Raw genomic sequence first — 18,936 nt, forward strand, 5'->3', positions numbered from 1 at the left:
ATGAGTGCCCACACAGATTGTCTTGTTATAAATTGTTAAAGAACATGCCAGCTTCTTTCTATTTCACTGGCGGCTTGAAGAGGACTTAAAGTACCGTCTCAAGCGGGATGCGTATACTACCTGCATCAGTTTTATTGTCAACCCATTTCATTAATTAATTTTGATTTAATTAACTTAGAGTTAAATACATTTATAGATGTTCAAAGAATGTAAATAAATGTAAACTTTCTTAACATTTGGCAGTCTTAACATTCCTGCTAAAGACTTAATCTCGAAAGCGACGCGCATTGTAGTCATTTATACGATTAGGTCAATAGCAATACGCACAAAAGTTGAAAGTTTTTTCGCTTAAGCGTAATTTAATAAACCTGTTATAAACTCTTGTTGTGCCGATAAGATATAAACGGTAGAGGAAAATACATGAAATATTCAGCCCTAGCACTCAGTGTATTACTGGTCTGTAGCGCTCCCGCCCTTGCAGACATAGAGCAGCCTGTTGAACTAGTAAATACGTCTGAACAATCAAGTCAATTTCTAAAACAACAAGTAAGAAGTAGTAATTCAGTTGGAAGAGCAATTCGAACTGTTTTAGCTAGATACCCGGAAAATACGAAGGAATTAGTCAAGATTGCGCTTGATACATATCCAGATAAATATAGACAAATTGTGTCGGCAGCGGTTTCTTCTCAGCCAGCCTATGTAGATGACATTATAGAGTTAGCAATAGAAAGAAATGTTGCTTCCGCGACCGAGTTAGTGACTTTAGCTATAAATGCGGAACCAAGTTATGCCGAATACGCAACTGAAGCAGCTTGCAAATTCTCACCTGAACAATTTAACGAAATTGTTAAAACAGCAGTACTGATGGAACCAGACTCTGCTGACCAGATAGCTAAAACTTTGGCGAAAAGATATCCAAACAAAACATTAGAAGTGCTTGTCACTACAATACAAGAAGTCCCCTTAGTTGGTAAGTATGTCGTTGATGCCTTACTAGCATTGTTTCCTATAGATTCGTCCGAATCAGAATCAATGATCATTATCTCAGTGGAGCAGTTGGCGCAACACCCTGAGGCACTTGAACGTTTGGTAGAGTTGGCAGAGCAGCGAGGTATTGAACAAGAACAAATCAGTGCTAGCGCAATTAGAGGTGGTTTAACTGTTGCTCAGGCCAAAGTATACGTCGATAAATATTACATTGAATAGATGCATATAAAGCATTCATCAAATCATATAGGCAGTTAGAAAACAAAAAACCCGGCGTAAGCCGGGTTTTTAATTTCAATCTCTAAAGTAGAGAGTGATTATTCTTCTGTTGCTTCAACTACTTCTTCAGTAGCTTCAACGACAGGACGGTCAACTAATTCAACGTAAGCCATTGGAGCGTTGTCACCAGTACGGAAACCACACTTCAATATACGACTATAACCACCTGGACGTGCGTCGTAACGCGGACCAAGTTCGTTAAACAATTTACCTACCACTTCTTTATCACCCGTTCTTGCAAATGCAAGACGACGATTAGCAACACTATCTTGCTTTGCTAATGTGATTAGCGGTTCAATTACTCGACGTAGTTCTTTCGCTTTAGGCAACGTAGTTTTAATAACTTCGTGCTTTACCAAAGAACCGGCCATGTTTTTAAACATTGCTTGTCTGTGGCTGCTATTGCGATTTAACTGTCTACCACTCTTGCGATGGCGCATAGCTATATCCTTCTTTACAAATCAGTTTATCTAAAACCTGATTAATCTTTTTCAGCGATTGATTCTGGTGGCCAGTTTTCAAGGCGCATGCCTAATGACAAACCACGAGAAGCAAGTACATCTTTAATTTCTGTAAGCGACTTCTTACCTAAGTTAGGCGTTTTAAGAAGTTCAACTTCAGTACGCTGTACCAGGTCACCAATATATTGGATAGCTTCCGCTTTCAAACAGTTAGCAGAACGAACCGTTAACTCTAAGTCGTCAACTGGACGAAGTAGAATTGGATCGAATTCTGGTTTCTCTTCTTTTTCAACTGGCTCAGAGATGTCACGTAATTCTACGAAGGCATCTAATTGCTCAGCTAAAATAGTAGCGGAACGACGAATTGCTTCTTCTGGGTCTAATGTACCGTTAGTTTCCATATCGATAATTAGCTTGTCTAAGTCAGTGCGTTGTTCAACACGAGCTGACTCTACAGAATAGGCAATACGTTCTACTGGGCTGTATGAAGCATCTACTAATAAACGACCAATAGGACGATCATCATCTTCAGAGGAACGACGAGTTGAAGCTGGAACATAACCTCGGCCCATTTCTACTTTAATGCGCATGCTCAACTCAGCTTCGCCTGTCAAAGTACAAATTACATGCTCTGGATTTACGATCTCAACGTCACCATCGTGCTGGATATCGCCGGCAACAACAGTACCTGCACCAGACTTAACTAGTGTAAGAGTTGCTTCGGTTTTACCTTCAAGACGAACTGCTAGTCCTTTAAGGTTAAGCAAAATTTCGATTACGTCTTCTTGAACACCTTCTTTAGTGCTGTACTCATGTAATACACCATCGATTTCTACTTCAGTCACTGCACAACCTGGCATAGACGAAAGTAAAATACGGCGTAATGCATTACCTAGAGTATGGCCGAAGCCTCGCTCTAAAGGCTCTAGTGTTACTTTTGCACGAGTAGGTGAAACATTTTCAATTTCAACTAATCTTGGCTTTAGGAATTCGGTCACTGAACCCACAATGTATCCTCTTTAGTTAATCTTTACTTAGAGTAAAGTTCGACAATCAACTGTTCGTTAATGTCCGCAGACAAATCCGTTCTTTCAGGAACGCGTTTAAAAACACCTTCCATTTTCGTATTGTCAACTTCCAACCAAGTTGGTTTCTCGCGTTGATCTGCTAATTCTAGTGCAGAAGCAATACGGGCCTGTTTTTTCGCTTTTTCACGAACAGCAACCACATCTTCAGCTTTTACGTTGAATGATGGAATGTTCACTACTTTACCGTTTACTACGATAGCCTTGTGGCTAACTAGTTGACGAGCTTCAGCACGAGTGCTGGCAAAACCCATACGGTAAACAACGTTATCTAAACGCTGTTCAAGAAGTTGCAACAAGTTTTCACCTGTGTTGCCTTTAAGACGTGCAGCTTCTTTGTAGTAGTTTCTAAACTGTTTTTCCAATACGCCATACATACGACGTACTTTTTGCTTTTCACGCAATTGAACACCGTAATCAGACAAACGACCGCGACGGGCGCCGTGCTGACCAGGAGCTTGGTCAATTTTACATTTACTTTCAATTGCTCTTACGCCGCTTTTAAGGAACAAATCTGTTCCTTCACGACGACTTAGTTTGAGTTTTGGACCCAAATATCTAGCCATGATCTTTCTCCAACTGTCCGTCGATTAAACGCGACGTTTTTTCGGTGGACGACAACCGTTGTGAGGTATAGGTGTCACATCGGTAATATTTGTGATCTTATAACCCGTTGCATTCAATGCACGGATTGCAGATTCACGACCTGGACCTGGGCCCTTAACGAACACTTCAATGTTCTTTAAGCCGTATTCCTGAGCTGCAATACCAGCTCTTTCAGCAGCAACCTGTGCAGCGAAAGGAGTGGATTTACGTGAGCCACGGAAACCAGATCCACCAGAAGTTGCCCATGATAGAGCGTTACCCTGACGGTCAGTGATTGTCACAATTGTGTTGTTGAAAGACGCATGGATATGAGCCATACCATCTGCAACTTGACGTTTAACGCGCTTACGCGCTCTAGTAGGTGCTTTAGCCATTGTAACCCTCGCTTACTTTTTAATAGGTTTACGAGGACCTTTACGGGTACGCGCATTAGTTTTAGTGCGCTGACCACGTAGAGGTAAGCTACGACGGTGGCGAATACCACGGAAGCAACCTAGGTCCATCAAACGTTTAATACTCATTGATACTTCACGGCGAAGGTCACCCTCAACTGTGAATTTAGCAACTTCATCACGAAGCTTATCAATAGTCTCTTCATCAAGATCTTTCATCTTGGTTGATTCTGATACACCTGCACCAACACAAATAGCTTTCGCTCGTGTGGCACCAATACCGTAAATTGCTTGAATAGCAATTACTGCATGTTTGTGATCAGGAATGTTAATGCCAGCGATACGGGCCATTAACAGCACTCCTTATATTTAGTGTTACTAGCCTAAAAAGCCCGATAGGATACTTACCCAGTAACAAAATTGCAAATAAAGGTTTTAAGGCTCGGGCGCTAGTACAGCAACCCGATATTAAAAACCATCTTTTTTTAGGATTAACCTTGCCTTTGCTTATGCTTAGGCTCTACACAGATCACTCTAACAACGCCGTTACGTTTTATGACCTTGCAGTTACGGCAAATCCGCTTAACGGATGCACGAACTTTCATCACATCACTCCGTAAATAGCTAGCTCAAGGGTTAGGCAGTTTGCCTAGCCTTTAAGGTTCGCTTTCTTAAGAACATCCCCATACTGATGAGACATCAAATGGGTCTGTACCTGCGCCATAAAGTCCATTACCACTACACAAATAATGAGTAGTGAAGTACCACCAAAGTAAAACGGAACGTTAAACCATAATAGTAAGAACTCAGGCACCAAACAAACAAAAGTAATATAGAGAGCACCAGCTAGTGTTAATCGAGTCATCACCTTATCGATATATCGAGAGGTTTGCTCGCCTGGACGAATACCAGGAACAAAAGCACCAGATTTCTTTAAATTATCAGCTGTTTCGCGAGGATTAAAAACTAATGCAGTATAGAAAAAGCAGAAGAAAATAATCGTTGCAGCATAAAGCATAACGTACAAAGGTTGCCCTGGAGACAATGCTAATGATACATCAGTCAAGAATGAGAGTGACTCGTTCTGACCAACCATACCAGCAAGCGTCCCTGGGAAAAGGATAATACTAGATGCAAAGATAGGTGGTATAACACCTGCCATATTCACCTTAAGCGGTAAATGTGAACTTTGCGCAGCAAAAACCTTGCGACCCTGTTGGCGTTTAGCGTAGTTAACAACAATGCGACGTTGCGCACGTTCTACGAAAACAACCAAGTATGTTAACGCTACTATAATGGCACCGATAACGAGCAAGAAAAGAAGGTTAATTTCGCCTAGCCTTGCTTGCTCTGCAGTTTGACCAATCGCTGTTGGCAAACCCGCTACGATACCAGCGAAAATAAGTATAGAAATACCATTTCCGATGCCGCGTTCTGTAATTTGCTCACCTAACCACATTAAGAACATGGTGCCAGTAACCAAACTCACGATTGCTGTAAAATAGAAACCAATGCCAGGGTTTACCACTAAACCTTGAACTAAGTTTGGCAGACCAGTAGCAATACCGACAGACTGAAAAATAGCTAGCATCAAAGTAAGATACCTTGTGTACTGACTAATTTTCCGTTTACCCGCTTCACCTTCTTTTTTCAGTTCCATCAATGGAGGGTACATATGCGAAAGCAATTGCACAATAATAGAAGCTGTGATGTAAGGCATTATCCCTAACGCTAGTACTGAAGCACGTTCCAGAGCACCACCAGAGAACATATTCATCATCTCTACGATAGTGCCTTTCTGTTGTTCAAATAATTGAGCCAACACATTGCCATCAATACCAGGGATAGGCACATAAGAGCCCAGCCTAAACACGATAATTGCTCCAAGAACAAACAACAAGCGTGATTTAAGCTCGCTTAAACCGCCTTTTGCTCCTGAATCTTGTCCTGGTTTTGCCATTTAGCTTATTCCTCTACCTTACCGCCAGCCGCGTTAATCGCTTCAAGTGCGCCTTTACTTACTCGGACACCGCTTAAAGTAACAGGACGATTTATTTCGCCACTCTTCATAACTTTAACAAACAGGACTTCTTTTTTAACAAGACCCGCTGCTTTCAAAGTTTCAAGAGAAACGATATCACCTTCTACTTTAGCGATTTCGCTAAGAGTAACTTGGTCAGACACAAACGATTTACGTGACGTAAAACCGAATTTCGGCAAACGACGTTGAAGTGGCATCTGGCCGCCTTCAAAACCAGGTCTAACAGAACCGCCTGAGCGAGACTTTTGACCTTTGTGACCACGACCACCAGTCTTGCCTAAGCCAGAACCGATACCGCGACCAACACGTTTACCTGTATTGTTAGCTCCCTCGGCAGGAGCGAGAGTATTAAGTCTCATGTGTTACTCCTCTATAATCTCAACCATGTATTGAACACGGTTGATCATGCCACGAACTGACGGAGTGTCTTCCAACTCACGTACTTGTCCGATTTTACGTAATCCCAAACCAACTAATGTTGCTTTGTGCTTAGGAAGACGCCCGATTGAGCTTTTAGTTTGCTTAAATTTGATCATCTTAGACATGTTCAATTACCCCAAAATATCTTTGACTGACAAACCACGTTTAGCAGCAATCTTCTCTGGTGAATTCATTTCCACTAAAGCATTGACTGTTGCGCGAACAACGTTAATTGGGTTTGTAGAACCGTAGCATTTTGAAAGTACGTTCTGAACACCAGCTACTTCAAGCACTGCACGCATCGCACCACCGGCAATAATACCAGTACCTTCAGATGCAGGCTGCATGTAAACTTTAGAGCCAGAATGACGACCTTTAATTGGATGCTGTAATGTGTTGCCATTAAGGTCAACGTCAACTAAGTTGCGTCGAGCCTTTTCCATTGCTTTTTGGATTGCAGCAGGTACTTCACGTGCCTTACCGTAACCAAAACCAACGCGGCCATTGCCATCGCCAACCACTGTCAAAGCTGTGAAACTAAAGATGCGACCACCTTTAACAACTTTTGATACGCGGTTTACAGCGATAAGCTTTTCTAACAGATCACCCTGTTGTTGAACTTCTTGCTTAGCCATTTTAAACTCCTAGAACTGAAGACCCGCTTCACGAGCGGCATCAGCCAGTGCTTTCACACGACCATGATATTTAAATCCACTTCTATCGAAAGCGACTTTATTAACGCCTTTTTCGATAGCTCGTTCTGCGATCGCTTTACCTACTGCCGCTGCTGCCTCTGCGTTGCCTGTAGCTGTTAAAGAACCTTTCAATTCTTTTTCTACAGTAGAAGCTGCTGCTAATACTTCAGAACCGCTTGGAGCGATTAACTGAGCATAGATGTGGCGAGGTGTGCGGTTTATAACCAAGCGATGTGCACCTAACTCACTAATTTTCTTACGGGCGCGAGTTGCGCGACGTAAGCGAGCTGATTTCTTATCCATCGGATTACCTACCTACTTTTTCTTAGCTTCTTTACGACGCACAGTTTCATCTGCGTAACGAACACCCTTACCTTTATAAGGCTCTGGTGGACGATATGCGCGGATGTTCGCTGCAACCTGACCTACAACCTGCTTATCAGTGCCTTTCACAATGATTTCAGTTTGTGTAGGGGTTTCTACAGTAATACCTTCAGGCATCATGTAGACGACAGGGTGTGAAAAGCCCAACGTAAGGTTTAGTTTGCTACCTTGTGCCTGAGCACGGTAACCAACACCATTAAGTTGAAGTTTCTTTTCAAAACCGTCGGTAACACCAACTACCATTTGATCTAATAATGCGCGAGCAGTACCAGCTTGAGCCCAGTTGTTAGCAACGCCTTCACGAGGAAGTGCTTTCAATTGGTTCTCTTCTTGTACTACTTCAACAGCGTCATTAAATACGCGAGTTAATGTACCCTTGCTACCTTTTACTGTGACTTCTTGGCCAGCGATTTTAATTTCAACGCCAGTTCTGATGTCGACAGGTGCTTTTGCTATACGTGACATAATATTTCCCCTGTTATGCTACATAACCGATGATCTCACCACCCATGCCAGCTTTACGAGCTGCACGGTCAGTCATCACACCTTTTGAGGTAGACACGATAGCAATCCCAAGTCCGCCCATCACTTTTGGTAACTCATCTTTTTTCTTATAGATGCGTAAACCAGGACGGCTAACTCGTTCGATTGTATCAATTACTTTTTTACCATCGAAATACTTCAATGTAACTTCTAATACAGGCTTAACACCTTCAGTTACAGAAGAACTTTCAACATAACCTTCAGCTTCTAGTACTTTTGCAATAGCAACACGTACTTTAGAAGAAGGCATAGAAACCGTAACTTTAGAAGCCAATTGGCCGTTACGAATTCTGGTAAACATATCTGCTATAGGATCTTGCATGCTCATAGTCTGCTCTCCTTACCAGCTGGCTTTTTTAAGGCCAGGGACTTCACCACGCATCGCAGCTTCACGAAGCTTAATACGGGAAAGACCAAATTTGCGTAGGAACCCATGTGGACGGCCCGTAATACGACAACGATTATGTTGACGAGACGGAGACGAGTCACGTGGAAGTTTTTGCAGTTTAAGAACAGCATCCCAGCGCTCTTCTTCCGAAGAGTTCACGTCACTGATCACCGCTTTAAGCGCCGAACGTTTCGTTGCATACTGTTTAACCAGCTTGGCACGTTTTGCTTCGCGCGCCTTCATTGATTCTTTTGCCATAACCCTACACCTTATTTTCTAAACGGGAAGCTAAACGCACTCAAAAGAGCATGTGCTTCGTCGTTAGTATTTGCGCTAGTAGTGATAGTAATATCCATACCACGCATTTTATCCACTTTATCGAATTCGATTTCAGGGAAGATGATTTGTTCACGAACACCCATGCTATAGTTGCCTCGACCGTCAAAAGATTTCGGGTTAAGACCACGGAAGTCACGGATACGTGGAATAGTAATTGAGATTAATCTCTCAAGGAATTCCCACATACGTTCGCCACGTAGGGTCACTTTGCAGCCAATCGGATAACCTTCACGGATTTTAAAACCCGCTACTGATTTTCTAGCGACAGTGACAATAGGTTTCTGACCGGCAATCGCTGCCATGTCTGCTTGAGCTGCCTCAAGAACTTTCTTGTCTGCTACCGCTTCACCTAAACCCATGTTTAGAGTGATTTTTTCAATCCGAGGGACTTGCATGACGCTTTTGTACCCGAACTGCTTCGCAAGTTCAGCTACTACTGTTTCTTTATAGAAATCATGCAGTTTCGCCATCGTACTCTCCAATAATTATACTAGGTCGCCGTTAGACTTAAAGAAACGAACTTTCTTTTCATCTTCAACACGGAAACCAACGCGATCAGCTTTACCCGTTGATGGGTTAACTAACGCTACATTAGACACATGAATAGTGGATTCTTTCTCAATGATACCGCCAGGCTGCTCAATCTGTGGATTGGCTTTCTGGTGTTTCTTGATCATGTTCACACCTTCAACTACTAAACGGTCAGAACTAAGTACTTTCAAGACTTTGCCTTGTTTTCCTTTGTCTCTACCCGCTAATACGACTACTTCATCATCACGACGAATTTTATTAGCCATTATCGTGACTCCTTAAAGTACTTCTGGGGCCAATGAGATGATCTTCATGAATGAATCTCCACGAAGTTCTCTTGTGACCGGGCCAAAAATACGCGTACCAATTGGTTGCTTGTTTGCGTTAAGCAAAACAGCTGCGTTGTTATCAAAACGGATGGTTGAACCATCTGCGCGACGAACGCCTTTTCTAGTACGCACCACCACTGCATTCAGAACATCACCTTTTTTTACTTTACCGCGAGGAATTGCTTCCTTGACAGTAACTTTGATGATGTCACCGATATGTGCATAACGGCGATGCGAGCCACCAAGAACCTTAATACACTGAACCCTGCGAGCTCCCGAGTTATCGGCAACGTCCAGGTTAGTTTGCATTTGGATCATGTTTAGTGCTCCGCTGTTAAATATTATGACTCTCACGAGTCTCTAAGCTGCTATCTCGCCCTTGATTTCAAAAGAAATTTTAGAAAAAATAGACCACACCCCTACAAAAAGGGCGCGAAACTATAACAGAAAATTAGCCTGAGCGGTAGTTTAATTTGCGATTGAATTAAGTTTATTTAATCCGCAGGCAAGGCATCACTTAGGAATTGAGATCGTGCTTGAATAAGTATGTTGGGGTGATGAATAAAAACACAAGGCGATACCGTCAGTTATTAGACCGTTCGTTGTCTCACTATCTCATATAAACAAATACCACTAGCGACCGATACATTTAAGCTACTCACTGAGCCTGCCATCGGTAGTTTAATCAGCTCATCGCAATTCTCACGAGTAAGTCTTCTCATTCCTTTACCTTCAGCGCCCATTACAAGTGCTGTGGGGCCTGTCAGTTTGCATTGATAAATAGACTGTTCGGCTTCACCAGCTGTGCCAACCACCCAAACGCCAGCATCTTGCAATGCTTTCAAGGTGCGAGATAAGTTGGTCACTTGAATTAATGGGATAACTTCAGCGGCACCACAAGCAACTTTGCGAACGGTTGGTGACAGCGCGGCGGATTTGTCCTTAGGTACAACAACAGCATGAACACCAGCAGCGTCAGCGGTTCGCAAGCAAGCACCTAAATTATGCGGGTCAGTAACGCCGTCAAGTACAAGGATAAATGGCATATCTTGACTCTTTAAGATGGCGTCAAGATCGTGCTCATCCAACACTTTGCCGGGTTTTGCTCGTGCGACAACGCCTTGATGCTGCTCACCATTGCATTTATCGTCCAAAGTCTTGCGTTGGCAAAATTGAATACCAATGCTATGGCGTCTTGCTTCATTAATAATGTGTGTTAATCGTTCGTCTTCACGCCCTTTCAGCACGAAAAGTTCGATCACTCGTTCAGGTTCGCGATCAATAACAGCTGTCATTGCGTGCAAACCATAAATCAATTCTTGTTGTGCCATGACTAAGTTCGCTTCTTATTCTTTGATGACTTTCTGGCTTTTGATGATGGGCCGCTCTTTTTACGTCCCGAAGGCTTGCGCTTAGAAGCAGGCTTGTCATTTGAACCTGTACTTTCTTTTGTACCAGAGTTTTCTTTTGTACCAGCATTGCCTTTTGACGCTTTACCCGCTTGGCCTTTGCCTTCTTTAGCTTTGCTCTTATCAGCTTTAGAAGAGCCACCTTTCGCCCCCTTCCCGCCCGCTTTTCCGCTGCGTTTGCGTGGTGCTTTTACTTTTCCACGAGTGTTAGTCACGCCATCAATCAACAAATCAATCTTTCTTTCATCCAGATTAACGCCAGCCACTTTAATATTAACTTCGTCACCTAATCTGAACATGACGCCTGATGCTTCGCCAATCAAGCACTGTTTCTGGTCATCAAAATGATAGTAATCACTTGCTAACGATGTAATATGAACTAAACCGTCAATTTGAAATTCAGTGATACGAACAAATAGCCCGAAGTTAGTAACAGAAGCAATCACACCAGCAAAAACATCACCCACATGATCCTGCATGAATTCGCATTTAAGCCAATCTGAAACATCTCTAGTTGCATCATCTGCACGGCGCTCGGCCATCGAACATTGTTCACCTAATTGCTCAACTTCTTCAGCTGAATAGGACTTTCCACCTGTCTTTGATTTACGCGTATTCTGCTTGTCGATAATTGCTTTTATAGCTCTGTGCACGACAAGGTCAGGATAACGACGGATTGGCGAGGTAAAATGCGCATAGGCGTCTAAAGCCAAACCAAAATGCCCTACATTATCAGGAGAGTAGACGGCTTGTTTCATTGAGCGAAGCAACATCGTCTGAATCAACTCTTTATCAGGACGGTGTTGAATTTTTTTCATTACGCTAGTGAAATCAGCTGGCGTTGGCTCTTCATGGACAGTAAACGGAATACCTATTTCGGAAAGATAGGTTTTAAATGTCGTTAAGCGATCTTCATCGGGCTTATCATGTATACGAAATAATGCCTCAGCTTCGTTCTTCTCTAAAAACTGAGCAGCACAAACATTTGCCATTATCATGCATTCTTCAATTAGCATGTGAGCTTCATTACGCTCAACAGCAATAATATGAGAGATTTTCCTTTGTGCATTGAACACAAATTTGCTTTCTATTGTTTCGAACTCAATTGCCCCACGGCCTTGGCGTGCGGTCTTTAAAGCTTTGAATAAGCGATTCAGATTTTCTAAATAAGGAACATACTTTTCGTAGCGTTTCATTAAGGCTTCATCGCCTTTCAAAATACCCCAAACTTTATTATAAGTAAGTCGGGCATGAGAACGCATAACCGCCTCGTAAAATTGATACTCCTGCAGTTTACCTTTCGCTGTGATGGTCATTTCACAAACCATACAGAGTCTATCCACGTCGGGGTTTAAAGAACACAAACCGTTAGATAGTGCTTCTGGCAACATAGGAATAACTTTTTCAGGGAAGTATACTGATGTCGCTCTATTTTGAGCTTCGCTGTCTAAAGCCGTGCCCGTTTTCACATACGAACTGACATCGGCAATGGCAACCCAAAGCTGCCAAGTGCCATCATCATTTGGTTGACAATAAACCGCATCATCGAAATCTCTAGCATCTTCACCATCGATAGTAACTAAAGGAAGTTGGCGTAAGTCGATACGCCCTTTCTTTGATTCCTCAGGGACTTCTTCGGAGAGGCCTTCAACTTGCTTAAGTACGCCTTTGGGCCAATTATGGGGAATATCGAAATTACGCAAGGCCATTTCGATTTCCATACCCGGCGCCATATGTTCGCCTAGTACTTCAAGGATTTTACCAATCGCATTAACTTGTCTGCGTGGGCGTTGAGTTATTTCAACCACCACGACGTGACCTTGGCGAGCGCCATTTCTGCCTTCGGGAGGAATGATAATTTCGTGTGAAATGCGGTTGTCATCTGGAATAACAATTGTGACACCATCTTCCTTGAAAACGCGCCCAACAATGGGTTCTTTTCTTGGTTCAAGGACTCGATTAACTCGAAATTCAGAGCGACCACGGCGATCGGAGCCACTGTTAACACCTTCCACGATATCGTCGTGCAACAATGTTTGCATCTGGCCTTGATGGATAAATAAATCTTTTTCTGTATCTGAGTGCTTCAGGAAGCCAAAGCCGTCGCGATGGCCAATGACTCGGCCTCGGATGAGCGCCTCTGCTTTTTGCACTTCGTATTTTTTATCGCGAGTAAAAGCCACCTGCCCTTCGCGTTCCATTGCACGCAAACGTCGCTGAATACCAATTCTCGCCTCTTCTTCTTTCGCATTGACAAGATTACATATTTCTAAGAAGGAGAGTGATGTTTTAGCGTTGGATAGTGTTTCGAGTAGAAATTCACGGCTTGCAACCGGATTTTCGTATTTTGCTTTTTCTCTTGAGTAATGCGGATCGTCTGACATTCATTCTTTTCGTTGTTAAATTCAACGGGATTATATCAAGGTTTTTCTTGCAAGTCTTTTATTTAGGCTAGATTGTAGCCAATGCTCAATTGACCATTGGCTTACGCGCATTTCGAACCGCTTTAGGGTGCATTAGAGACTCTAGCTCTCCCATGTACATCGCAATTCTTTGGTGGGTTCGGCTGTCATCTGTAATCGCGTTGTATAACCAGTGGTACAAATCTTCAAAGTCGTAAGGGCTGCCATAACCATCAATAAACAGTTCGGCCAATTGCAATTGCGCTTTTAAATTGCCTAATGCGGAAGCTTCGCGTAAATAGATAACGGCGCGCTTCTTGTCCTCTTGCACTAGTTTGCCAACAGAATGATAACGCCCTAGTTGTTCTAGTGCAGCAGCAAGCCCCTGAGCAGCGGCCTCTCTCATGTAAAAAACACCGCGCTCTGGTTCAGCGTCAACGCACACTCCCCACGCCAACATATCGCCCCATAAGAATTGATAGGCGGGCACTCTCAGTACTTCAGCTCTTGCCTCAATGTCTTGTACCAATTGGCAACGATCAGAGACAACACGTTCTAAATGCTGGTTTTTATTAATCAGTTTAATTAGCTCATCTTGGCTATATATCTGTACTGCTTCTATCTGCTGAGCTTGCGCGCTGCCGATGAAAGCGAGAAATACAGCCACAAAAATTGAAAATTTGAACACAAACACTCCTGACAATGCGATATTTAAGGTGCTTATTATCTATCGGCAAGAATAACAAAAAGTGAAAAACAATTTTAATCTATCATTTGATCAATGCGTATGTTTCAGCAGTACAAACGACAATGCGAAAATACTCAGAATGAATTAACAGCCTTCGCTATTTTTTGTTAGACTTTAAGTAAAGCTTAAATTCCTAAAAAAGCAGTATAATTTTGAAAATGAAAAGCTGTCATTTCGGGCACTCACAATGATTTTCATCAGGAGTATAAATGAAATATAAGGATCTTCGAGACTTCATCGATCAACTCGAAAAAGTCGGAGAGTTAAAACGCGTAACAATGGAAATTGATACCGAACTTGAAATGACCGAAATTGCCGATAGAACATTGCGGGCAGGCGGTCCAGCAATCCTTTTCGAGAATCCTAAAGGTGCGAACATGCCAGTGTTGGCAAACCTTTTTGGGACACCAAAACGCGTTGCGTTGGGCATGGGCCAAGAGTCTGTTGAGTCACTTCGAGAAGTTGGCAAACTACTAGCGTTCTTGAAAGAGCCAGATCCACCCAAAGGCATTAAAGACCTTTGGAGTAAAATCCCGGTATTTAAGCAAGTGCTTAACATGCCAGTAAAAGAAGTAAAAAAAGCACCTTGCCAAGAAAATGTAATTAGTGGCGATGATGTAGATTTAAGCTTGTTACCTATTCAACGCTGTTGGCCTGGTGATGCAGCCCCGCTCATCACGTGGGGGCTATCAGTCACTCGCGGCCCACACAAAAAACGTCAAAACTTAGGTATTTACCGACAACAAGTGATCGCCAAAAACAAAGTGATAATGCGTTGGCTATCTCATCGCGGTGGTGCGCTAGACTTTAAAGAGTGGTGCCAAGAACATCCAGGCGAAAACTATCCTGTATCGGTTGCCCTTGGAGCAGATCCCGCGACTATTTTAGGTGCCGTTACCCCAGTCCCGGATACATTGTCAGAATATGCCTTCGCTGGTTTGTTGCGTGGCGAGAAAACCGAAGTTGTAAAATCAATATCCAACGACTTACAAGTTCCTGCCAGTGCCGAGATCGTGTTGGAAGGTTATATTGAGCAAGGTGAAATGGCGCCGGAAGGCCCGTATGGTGATCATACCGGTTACTATAACGAGGTTGACGAATTTCCTGTGTTTACTGTGACGCATATCACCCACAGAAACAATCCGATATATCACAGTACTTACACTGGCAGACCACCAGATGAACCAGCCATATTAGGTGTGGCTTTGAATGAAGTTTTCGTTCCTATTCTTCAAAAGCAATTTCCTGAAATAGTCGATTTTTATCTTCCACCTGAAGGTTGTTCTTATCGTATGGCTATTGTGACAATGAAAAAACAATATCCCGGGCATGCTAAGCGCGTCATGATGGGGGTGTGGTCATTCCTGCGTCAATTCATGTACACGAAATTTGTGATAGTCTGTGATGATGATGTAAATGCACGTGATTGGAACGACGTTATTTGGGCAATCACGACACGCATGGATCCAGCTCGAGACACAATGTTAGTCGAAAACACACCCATTGATTATCTTGATTTTGCATCGCCGGTGTCTGGCTTAGGTTCCAAAATGGGAATGGATGCAACGAATAAGTTACCGGGTGAAACGGACAGAGAATGGGGAGAACCGATTGTTATGGATGAAGCTGTTAAGCAGCGCGTTGATGACATTTGGGACGAACTTGGATTACTCGACACAGCGTCTGATAAATAATCGATTTTTACAGTTTAACAAACAATAATTTTAACAAGGTCTTAATCTTTTTAAGATCTGAATAAAGGACCTTCATGAAAGTGATTAATTGCACGGTTGAGTCAATTGAAGAGCTAACCAACGTTGTGCATAAAGTGATATTGGTGCCAGAGATTCCGCTTGTGTTCAAAGCAGGCCAATACCTTCAAGTTGTAATGGGTGAAAGTGATAAGCGACCATTTTCCATAGCAAATGCACCCAGCGCACCGGGCAAAATAGAATTACATATCGGCGCTGAGCCAGAGAATCCCTATGCCTACGAAGTCCTGACCACTTGTCAGAACGAGGGTAAGTTAGTGATTGAAGCGCCATTAGGTAAGGCCTTCGTACGAGAATCAAATAAGCCAGCCATAATCGTCGCTGGAGGCACTGGCTATTCGTATGCTAAATCGATTGTATTGGATTGCCTTGAACAGCAGGCTGGGCGAGAGATTACCTTATATTGGGGTGCCAAATCTTTTGCAGACTTATATGAAGCAAAAGACTTAGAAGCTTTGAGTTTGACTCATCCCAACTTTACTTTCGTTCCTGTTGTCGAACTTCCGAGTGAGCAATGGCAAGGTCATGTCGGTTGGGTGCACAAGGCCGTCCTGAAAGACATCACAGACTGGTCAGGAAAACAGGTCTATGCGGCAGGTCGCTTTGAAATGTCAGCAACCATTCGAGATGAATTTTGTGCTGCGGGCTTAGACAAAGAAGAATTGTTTGGTGACGCCTACGCGTTCATTTAGTTCAGGACTAGATCACTAGCCAACTATTAATTTGCAACGAACCTTTTGAGGAACATACATGCGTAAATCAGTATTTTTAAAGAAGCTTGGTAACACATTTGCTTGTAGTGCATTGATATTCTCCTCCTCAATGCTAGCAACCGTTAATGCACAACAAACGCCAAGCAACGCGTTAAGCTACACTGATCAGGCTCTTTTGCACGGCATTGCTAAAGATGTCTCAGCGAAACGCATTGAACAAGACATTCGTACTCTGGTGAGTTTTGGTACCCGCCATACGCTTTCAGAAACTGAGTCTGAAACTCGTGGAATTGGTGCCGCACGACGTTGGATTAAAGAAGAGTTTGAAAAAATATCAATGGAATGTAATGGCTGTTTAGAAGTATTTTTTCAATCTCAAGTTATATCTGGCGAAAGCCGCATCCCAAACGCGACAGAAATAGTTAGTGTAATTGCCATTCAAAAAGGTACCAGCGATCCAAACCGCTACGTCATGATGAGTGGTGATATTGATTCTCGAGTATCTGATGTAATGGATAGTGAATCAGACTCCCCCGGAGCGAATGATAATGCATCTGGCGTAGCTGGCACATTGGAAGCAGCAAGGGTATTGAGTAAACATCAATTTGAAGGAAGTATTGTTTACGCAGCACTTGCCGGTGAAGAACAAGGCCTCTTTGGCGGCAAAATTCTAGCCGAATATGCAAAAGCAAATAACTGGCGATTAAAAGCGGTATTAAACAATGACATGATTGGCAACATAGAGGGTGTTAATGGTGTCATCAATAATACAACTGCTCGCATCTTCGCTGAAGGAACGCGAAACACCGAAACACCAGAAGAGGCGAATTATCGCAGATTCACTGGTGGTGAAGTAGATAGTCCCAGCCGCAATTTAGCACGCTACATCGATTTAATGGCAGATCGCTATATTGAAAATTTAGACACGATGGTCGTTTATCGTCTCGACCGTTTCAGACGCGGTGGACATCATCGCCCGTTCAACGATCTTGGCTTTCCTGGTGTTCGCATTATGGAAACCAATGAAAATTACAACAGACAACATCAAGATCTTAGAACCGAGAATGGGATCGTATATGGCGATACGATAGAGGGCGTTAACTTCGAGTACGCTGCAAAACTCACGGCACTTAATGCCGTTTCATTAGCTGGTATGGCAAATGCGCCTAATCCACCGGCCGATGTCAACATTAGCGGCGCAGTGCAAGCTTCGACCACATTAAGCTGGAAGCCTCATGATGACCTTAGCCCTACTCCTAACAATCCGCATCTGAAGGGCTACAAAGTATATTGGCGTTTAACTGACGCGCCTCAATGGCAATACAGTAAATATGTAGGGAATGTGACTACTGCAACTTTAGAGAATGTCGTTATCGATAACTATTTCTTTGGCGTTGCTAGCGTCAGCGAAGATGGCTTTGAAAGTCCCGTGGTATTCCCTGGTGCAGCAGGAGCGTTTGGAGAATGAGAAAGAAAGGCATGATAAACAAAACGTTTTCGTTCATTTTGATGTTGATTACTGTACTTGTGTCAACAGGCTCTCAGGCTAATACTCTCAAACTCGTAGGTAATAAAGTTGTTACCTATATTGACGAACATGAGCTACCGGCTAGACAAATGGATTTAGTCAGCGCGGCACTCGCTTCTAGGCAAGTAAATATAACAGCCACTACCCAAGCTTGGTCTGGAAGTGGCTTACGCTCAGGAAAGTTCTCCGGCTACATTGATCACTACTCATTGAACAACGAAGGTGATCGCTACATATATTCTAAACCCTATATGCAAATGAACTTGCATTTGGTCTCGCGCAGCCGAAAAGCCGAATCCATAACGCGACTTGAGCAACTCTATCGAGAGCGTGTCGGCATAGAAAACAGATTCGCCAATACTGACCAACTGCGAGGAGAGCGCGAAGTTCGCTGGGCTCGATCACCCACGTTTTTCGATAATCTGAAACAGCTAGCTGAACGAAGAGTTGATTATTTATTGGTAGACAAAGCCATCGCAAAAGAAGCTAATTTATTACTTGTAAACGCAGGTCTGAAACCACTTTATATGTCCAAAGCAGCATTAATTAAGGTAGACATCAGCTTAGCGATGAATCGCGAATATCCAGATGCTCAGGCAGTTATCAAGGATTTCGAAAGCGGTATCGACAGCTTACAAAAAAGTGGTCGTTATTCGGAATTGTTGAAGCTTGATCTAAACAGAGAGAGTTTGCTTGATGTAGAAGTTTATTCCGACATGGTGCGTAAATGGTGATGTTAGTGACTTGGCCTTCTGATACGAGAGATATACAGACCTTGATATAGCCGATAATATCAATTTCATCTCGCAAAACTTATTTGAAACCAGTAATCTAAATGTTAGGCTAGGCGTATAACATAGCGCTGAATTCGGTATTTTCCGAAG

Annotated in this window: 25 protein-coding genes; 5 read left to right on the forward strand and 20 right to left on the reverse strand. The window is 43.0% G+C overall.

Annotated features, from left to right (window positions below; genetic code table 11):
• Nucleotides 1-420: 420 nt before the first annotated feature.
• Nucleotides 421-1,206, forward strand: a complete 786-nt coding sequence (locus tag ACKLNX_RS00960; RefSeq protein WP_412970900.1) for a hypothetical protein — start codon at nucleotides 421-423, stop codon at nucleotides 1,204-1,206.
• Nucleotides 1,207-1,304: 98 nt separating this feature from the next.
• On the opposite strand, the gene rplQ is transcribed toward ACKLNX_RS00960, so the two are convergent.
• The 20 genes from rplQ to ACKLNX_RS01060 form a co-directional block, all read right to left on the reverse strand.
• A complete protein-coding gene (rplQ, locus tag ACKLNX_RS00965) occupies nucleotides 1,305-1,706 on the reverse strand; it encodes a 50S ribosomal protein L17 (RefSeq protein WP_411692880.1) in 402 nt (133 codons plus the stop codon).
• A 41-nt stretch (nucleotides 1,707-1,747) separates the two neighbouring features.
• Complete coding sequence (locus ACKLNX_RS00970; protein ID WP_411692903.1) at nucleotides 1,748-2,737, reverse strand: DNA-directed RNA polymerase subunit alpha; 990 nt, start codon at nucleotides 2,735-2,737, stop codon at nucleotides 1,748-1,750.
• Between the two features lie 20 nt (nucleotides 2,738-2,757).
• Complete coding sequence (rpsD, locus tag ACKLNX_RS00975) at nucleotides 2,758-3,378, reverse strand: 30S ribosomal protein S4 (RefSeq protein WP_411692879.1); 621 nt, start codon at nucleotides 3,376-3,378, stop codon at nucleotides 2,758-2,760.
• Between the two features lie 24 nt (nucleotides 3,379-3,402).
• Nucleotides 3,403-3,792 carry a 30S ribosomal protein S11 gene (gene rpsK, locus ACKLNX_RS00980; RefSeq protein ID WP_195733732.1) on the reverse strand — a complete coding sequence of 130 codons (390 nt, stop codon included), beginning with the start codon at nucleotides 3,790-3,792 and terminating at the stop codon, nucleotides 3,403-3,405.
• A 12-nt stretch (nucleotides 3,793-3,804) separates the two neighbouring features.
• Complete coding sequence (gene rpsM, locus ACKLNX_RS00985) at nucleotides 3,805-4,161, reverse strand: 30S ribosomal protein S13 (protein ID WP_411692878.1); 357 nt, start codon at nucleotides 4,159-4,161, stop codon at nucleotides 3,805-3,807.
• A 140-nt stretch (nucleotides 4,162-4,301) separates the two neighbouring features.
• Complete coding sequence (gene rpmJ / locus ACKLNX_RS00990; RefSeq protein ID WP_081585804.1) at nucleotides 4,302-4,415, reverse strand: 50S ribosomal protein L36; 114 nt, start codon at nucleotides 4,413-4,415, stop codon at nucleotides 4,302-4,304.
• Nucleotides 4,416-4,459: 44 nt separating this feature from the next.
• Nucleotides 4,460-5,770 (reverse strand): preprotein translocase subunit SecY, encoded by a 1,311-nt coding sequence (gene secY, locus ACKLNX_RS00995; protein ID WP_411692877.1) that lies wholly within the window; start codon nucleotides 5,768-5,770, stop codon nucleotides 4,460-4,462.
• 5 nt (nucleotides 5,771-5,775) lie between these two features.
• Entirely contained in the window at nucleotides 5,776-6,210 is a 435-nt protein-coding gene (rplO, locus tag ACKLNX_RS01000; protein ID WP_411692876.1) for a 50S ribosomal protein L15, read from the reverse strand.
• Nucleotides 6,211-6,213: 3 nt separating this feature from the next.
• On the reverse strand, nucleotides 6,214-6,396 hold the full coding sequence (rpmD, locus tag ACKLNX_RS01005; RefSeq protein WP_411692875.1) for a 50S ribosomal protein L30: 183 nt from the start codon (nucleotides 6,394-6,396) through the stop codon (nucleotides 6,214-6,216).
• A 6-nt stretch (nucleotides 6,397-6,402) separates the two neighbouring features.
• Complete coding sequence (gene rpsE / locus ACKLNX_RS01010; RefSeq protein WP_006011602.1) at nucleotides 6,403-6,906, reverse strand: 30S ribosomal protein S5; 504 nt, start codon at nucleotides 6,904-6,906, stop codon at nucleotides 6,403-6,405.
• 9 nt (nucleotides 6,907-6,915) lie between these two features.
• Nucleotides 6,916-7,269: a 50S ribosomal protein L18 gene (gene rplR, locus ACKLNX_RS01015; RefSeq protein WP_411692874.1), complete on the reverse strand. Its 354-nt coding sequence runs from the start codon at nucleotides 7,267-7,269 to the stop codon at nucleotides 6,916-6,918.
• Nucleotides 7,270-7,281: 12 nt separating this feature from the next.
• On the reverse strand, nucleotides 7,282-7,815 hold the full coding sequence (rplF, locus tag ACKLNX_RS01020; protein ID WP_411692873.1) for a 50S ribosomal protein L6: 534 nt from the start codon (nucleotides 7,813-7,815) through the stop codon (nucleotides 7,282-7,284).
• A 13-nt stretch (nucleotides 7,816-7,828) separates the two neighbouring features.
• Nucleotides 7,829-8,221 (reverse strand): 30S ribosomal protein S8, encoded by a 393-nt coding sequence (rpsH, locus tag ACKLNX_RS01025; protein WP_411692872.1) that lies wholly within the window; start codon nucleotides 8,219-8,221, stop codon nucleotides 7,829-7,831.
• A 12-nt stretch (nucleotides 8,222-8,233) separates the two neighbouring features.
• Complete coding sequence (gene rpsN / locus ACKLNX_RS01030; protein WP_411692871.1) at nucleotides 8,234-8,539, reverse strand: 30S ribosomal protein S14; 306 nt, start codon at nucleotides 8,537-8,539, stop codon at nucleotides 8,234-8,236.
• Nucleotides 8,540-8,550: 11 nt separating this feature from the next.
• Nucleotides 8,551-9,090: a 50S ribosomal protein L5 gene (gene rplE / locus ACKLNX_RS01035; RefSeq protein ID WP_411692870.1), complete on the reverse strand. Its 540-nt coding sequence runs from the start codon at nucleotides 9,088-9,090 to the stop codon at nucleotides 8,551-8,553.
• Nucleotides 9,091-9,105: 15 nt separating this feature from the next.
• The gene (gene rplX / locus ACKLNX_RS01040) at nucleotides 9,106-9,417 is read right to left on the reverse strand and encodes a 50S ribosomal protein L24 (protein ID WP_411692869.1); all 312 of its coding nucleotides are present in this window, start codon (nucleotides 9,415-9,417) and stop codon (nucleotides 9,106-9,108) included.
• A gap of 12 nt (nucleotides 9,418-9,429) precedes the next feature.
• Entirely contained in the window at nucleotides 9,430-9,798 is a 369-nt protein-coding gene (rplN, locus tag ACKLNX_RS01045) for a 50S ribosomal protein L14 (protein WP_008846203.1), read from the reverse strand.
• Nucleotides 9,799-10,070: 272 nt separating this feature from the next.
• A complete protein-coding gene (gene rlmB, locus ACKLNX_RS01050; protein WP_411692868.1) occupies nucleotides 10,071-10,811 on the reverse strand; it encodes a 23S rRNA (guanosine(2251)-2'-O)-methyltransferase RlmB in 741 nt (246 codons plus the stop codon).
• 2 nt (nucleotides 10,812-10,813) lie between these two features.
• A complete protein-coding gene (rnr, locus tag ACKLNX_RS01055) occupies nucleotides 10,814-13,273 on the reverse strand; it encodes a ribonuclease R (protein WP_412970901.1) in 2,460 nt (819 codons plus the stop codon).
• Nucleotides 13,274-13,358: 85 nt separating this feature from the next.
• The gene (locus ACKLNX_RS01060) at nucleotides 13,359-13,964 is read right to left on the reverse strand and encodes a tetratricopeptide repeat protein (RefSeq protein ID WP_412970918.1); all 606 of its coding nucleotides are present in this window, start codon (nucleotides 13,962-13,964) and stop codon (nucleotides 13,359-13,361) included.
• A 284-nt stretch (nucleotides 13,965-14,248) separates the two neighbouring features.
• Here ACKLNX_RS01060 and ubiD point away from each other — a divergent pair, with 284 nt between their 5' ends.
• The 4 genes from ubiD to ACKLNX_RS01080 all read left to right on the forward strand — a co-directional run bounded on the left by ubiD (nucleotide 14,249) and on the right by ACKLNX_RS01080 (nucleotide 18,786).
• Nucleotides 14,249-15,733, forward strand: a complete 1,485-nt coding sequence (gene ubiD, locus ACKLNX_RS01065) for a 4-hydroxy-3-polyprenylbenzoate decarboxylase (protein WP_412970902.1) — start codon at nucleotides 14,249-14,251, stop codon at nucleotides 15,731-15,733.
• A gap of 74 nt (nucleotides 15,734-15,807) precedes the next feature.
• Nucleotides 15,808-16,503 carry an NAD(P)H-flavin reductase gene (gene fre / locus ACKLNX_RS01070; protein ID WP_411692865.1) on the forward strand — a complete coding sequence of 232 codons (696 nt, stop codon included), beginning with the start codon at nucleotides 15,808-15,810 and terminating at the stop codon, nucleotides 16,501-16,503.
• 130 nt (nucleotides 16,504-16,633) lie between these two features.
• Nucleotides 16,634-17,992: a M28 family metallopeptidase gene (locus ACKLNX_RS01075; protein ID WP_411692901.1), complete on the forward strand. Its 1,359-nt coding sequence runs from the start codon at nucleotides 16,634-16,636 to the stop codon at nucleotides 17,990-17,992.
• Nucleotides 17,989-18,786 (forward strand): hypothetical protein, encoded by a 798-nt coding sequence (locus ACKLNX_RS01080; RefSeq protein ID WP_411692864.1) that lies wholly within the window; start codon nucleotides 17,989-17,991, stop codon nucleotides 18,784-18,786. Before ACKLNX_RS01075 ends, ACKLNX_RS01080 begins: the two co-directional genes overlap by 4 nt.
• Nucleotides 18,787-18,936 lie beyond the last annotated feature (150 nt).

The sequence above is a fragment of the Glaciecola sp. MF2-115 genome, assembly GCF_047250385.1.
Classification (GTDB): domain Bacteria; phylum Pseudomonadota; class Gammaproteobacteria; order Enterobacterales; family Alteromonadaceae; genus Glaciecola.

What these genes read in the sequence shown, in the direction of transcription:
- rpsD (WP_411692879.1), bottom strand. Translation starts at nt 3,378, where the DNA reads ATGGCTAGATATTTGGGTCCAAAACTCAAACTAAGTCGTCGTGAAGGA.
- rplX (WP_411692869.1), bottom strand. Translation starts at nt 9,417, where the DNA reads ATGGCTAATAAAATTCGTCGTGATGATGAAGTAGTCGTATTAGCGGGT.
- rpsK (WP_195733732.1), bottom strand. Translation starts at nt 3,792, where the DNA reads ATGGCTAAAGCACCTACTAGAGCGCGTAAGCGCGTTAAACGTCAAGTT.
- secY (WP_411692877.1), bottom strand. Translation starts at nt 5,770, where the DNA reads ATGGCAAAACCAGGACAAGATTCAGGAGCAAAAGGCGGTTTAAGCGAG.
- rplN (WP_008846203.1), bottom strand. Translation starts at nt 9,798, where the DNA reads ATGATCCAAATGCAAACTAACCTGGACGTTGCCGATAACTCGGGAGCT.
- rnr (WP_412970901.1), bottom strand. Translation starts at nt 13,273, where the DNA reads ATGTCAGACGATCCGCATTACTCAAGAGAAAAAGCAAAATACGAAAAT.
- rplR (WP_411692874.1), bottom strand. Translation starts at nt 7,269, where the DNA reads ATGGATAAGAAATCAGCTCGCTTACGTCGCGCAACTCGCGCCCGTAAG.
- rpsE (WP_006011602.1), bottom strand. Translation starts at nt 6,906, where the DNA reads ATGGCTAAGCAAGAAGTTCAACAACAGGGTGATCTGTTAGAAAAGCTT.
- ACKLNX_RS01075 (WP_411692901.1), top strand. Translation starts at nt 16,634, where the DNA reads ATGCTAGCAACCGTTAATGCACAACAAACGCCAAGCAACGCGTTAAGC.
- rlmB (WP_411692868.1), bottom strand. Translation starts at nt 10,811, where the DNA reads ATGGCACAACAAGAATTGATTTATGGTTTGCACGCAATGACAGCTGTT.
- rpmD (WP_411692875.1), bottom strand. Translation starts at nt 6,396, where the DNA reads ATGTCTAAGATGATCAAATTTAAGCAAACTAAAAGCTCAATCGGGCGT.
- rplO (WP_411692876.1), bottom strand. Translation starts at nt 6,210, where the DNA reads ATGAGACTTAATACTCTCGCTCCTGCCGAGGGAGCTAACAATACAGGT.
- ACKLNX_RS01080 (WP_411692864.1), top strand. Translation starts at nt 17,989, where the DNA reads ATGAGAAAGAAAGGCATGATAAACAAAACGTTTTCGTTCATTTTGATG.
- ACKLNX_RS00960 (WP_412970900.1), top strand. Translation starts at nt 421, where the DNA reads ATGAAATATTCAGCCCTAGCACTCAGTGTATTACTGGTCTGTAGCGCT.
- rplQ (WP_411692880.1), bottom strand. Translation starts at nt 1,706, where the DNA reads ATGCGCCATCGCAAGAGTGGTAGACAGTTAAATCGCAATAGCAGCCAC.
- fre (WP_411692865.1), top strand. Translation starts at nt 15,808, where the DNA reads ATGAAAGTGATTAATTGCACGGTTGAGTCAATTGAAGAGCTAACCAAC.
- rplE (WP_411692870.1), bottom strand. Translation starts at nt 9,090, where the DNA reads ATGGCGAAACTGCATGATTTCTATAAAGAAACAGTAGTAGCTGAACTT.
- rpsH (WP_411692872.1), bottom strand. Translation starts at nt 8,221, where the DNA reads ATGAGCATGCAAGATCCTATAGCAGATATGTTTACCAGAATTCGTAAC.
- rpmJ (WP_081585804.1), bottom strand. Translation starts at nt 4,415, where the DNA reads ATGAAAGTTCGTGCATCCGTTAAGCGGATTTGCCGTAACTGCAAGGTC.
- ubiD (WP_412970902.1), top strand. Translation starts at nt 14,249, where the DNA reads ATGAAATATAAGGATCTTCGAGACTTCATCGATCAACTCGAAAAAGTC.
- rplF (WP_411692873.1), bottom strand. Translation starts at nt 7,815, where the DNA reads ATGTCACGTATAGCAAAAGCACCTGTCGACATCAGAACTGGCGTTGAA.
- rpsM (WP_411692878.1), bottom strand. Translation starts at nt 4,161, where the DNA reads ATGGCCCGTATCGCTGGCATTAACATTCCTGATCACAAACATGCAGTA.
- rpsN (WP_411692871.1), bottom strand. Translation starts at nt 8,539, where the DNA reads ATGGCAAAAGAATCAATGAAGGCGCGCGAAGCAAAACGTGCCAAGCTG.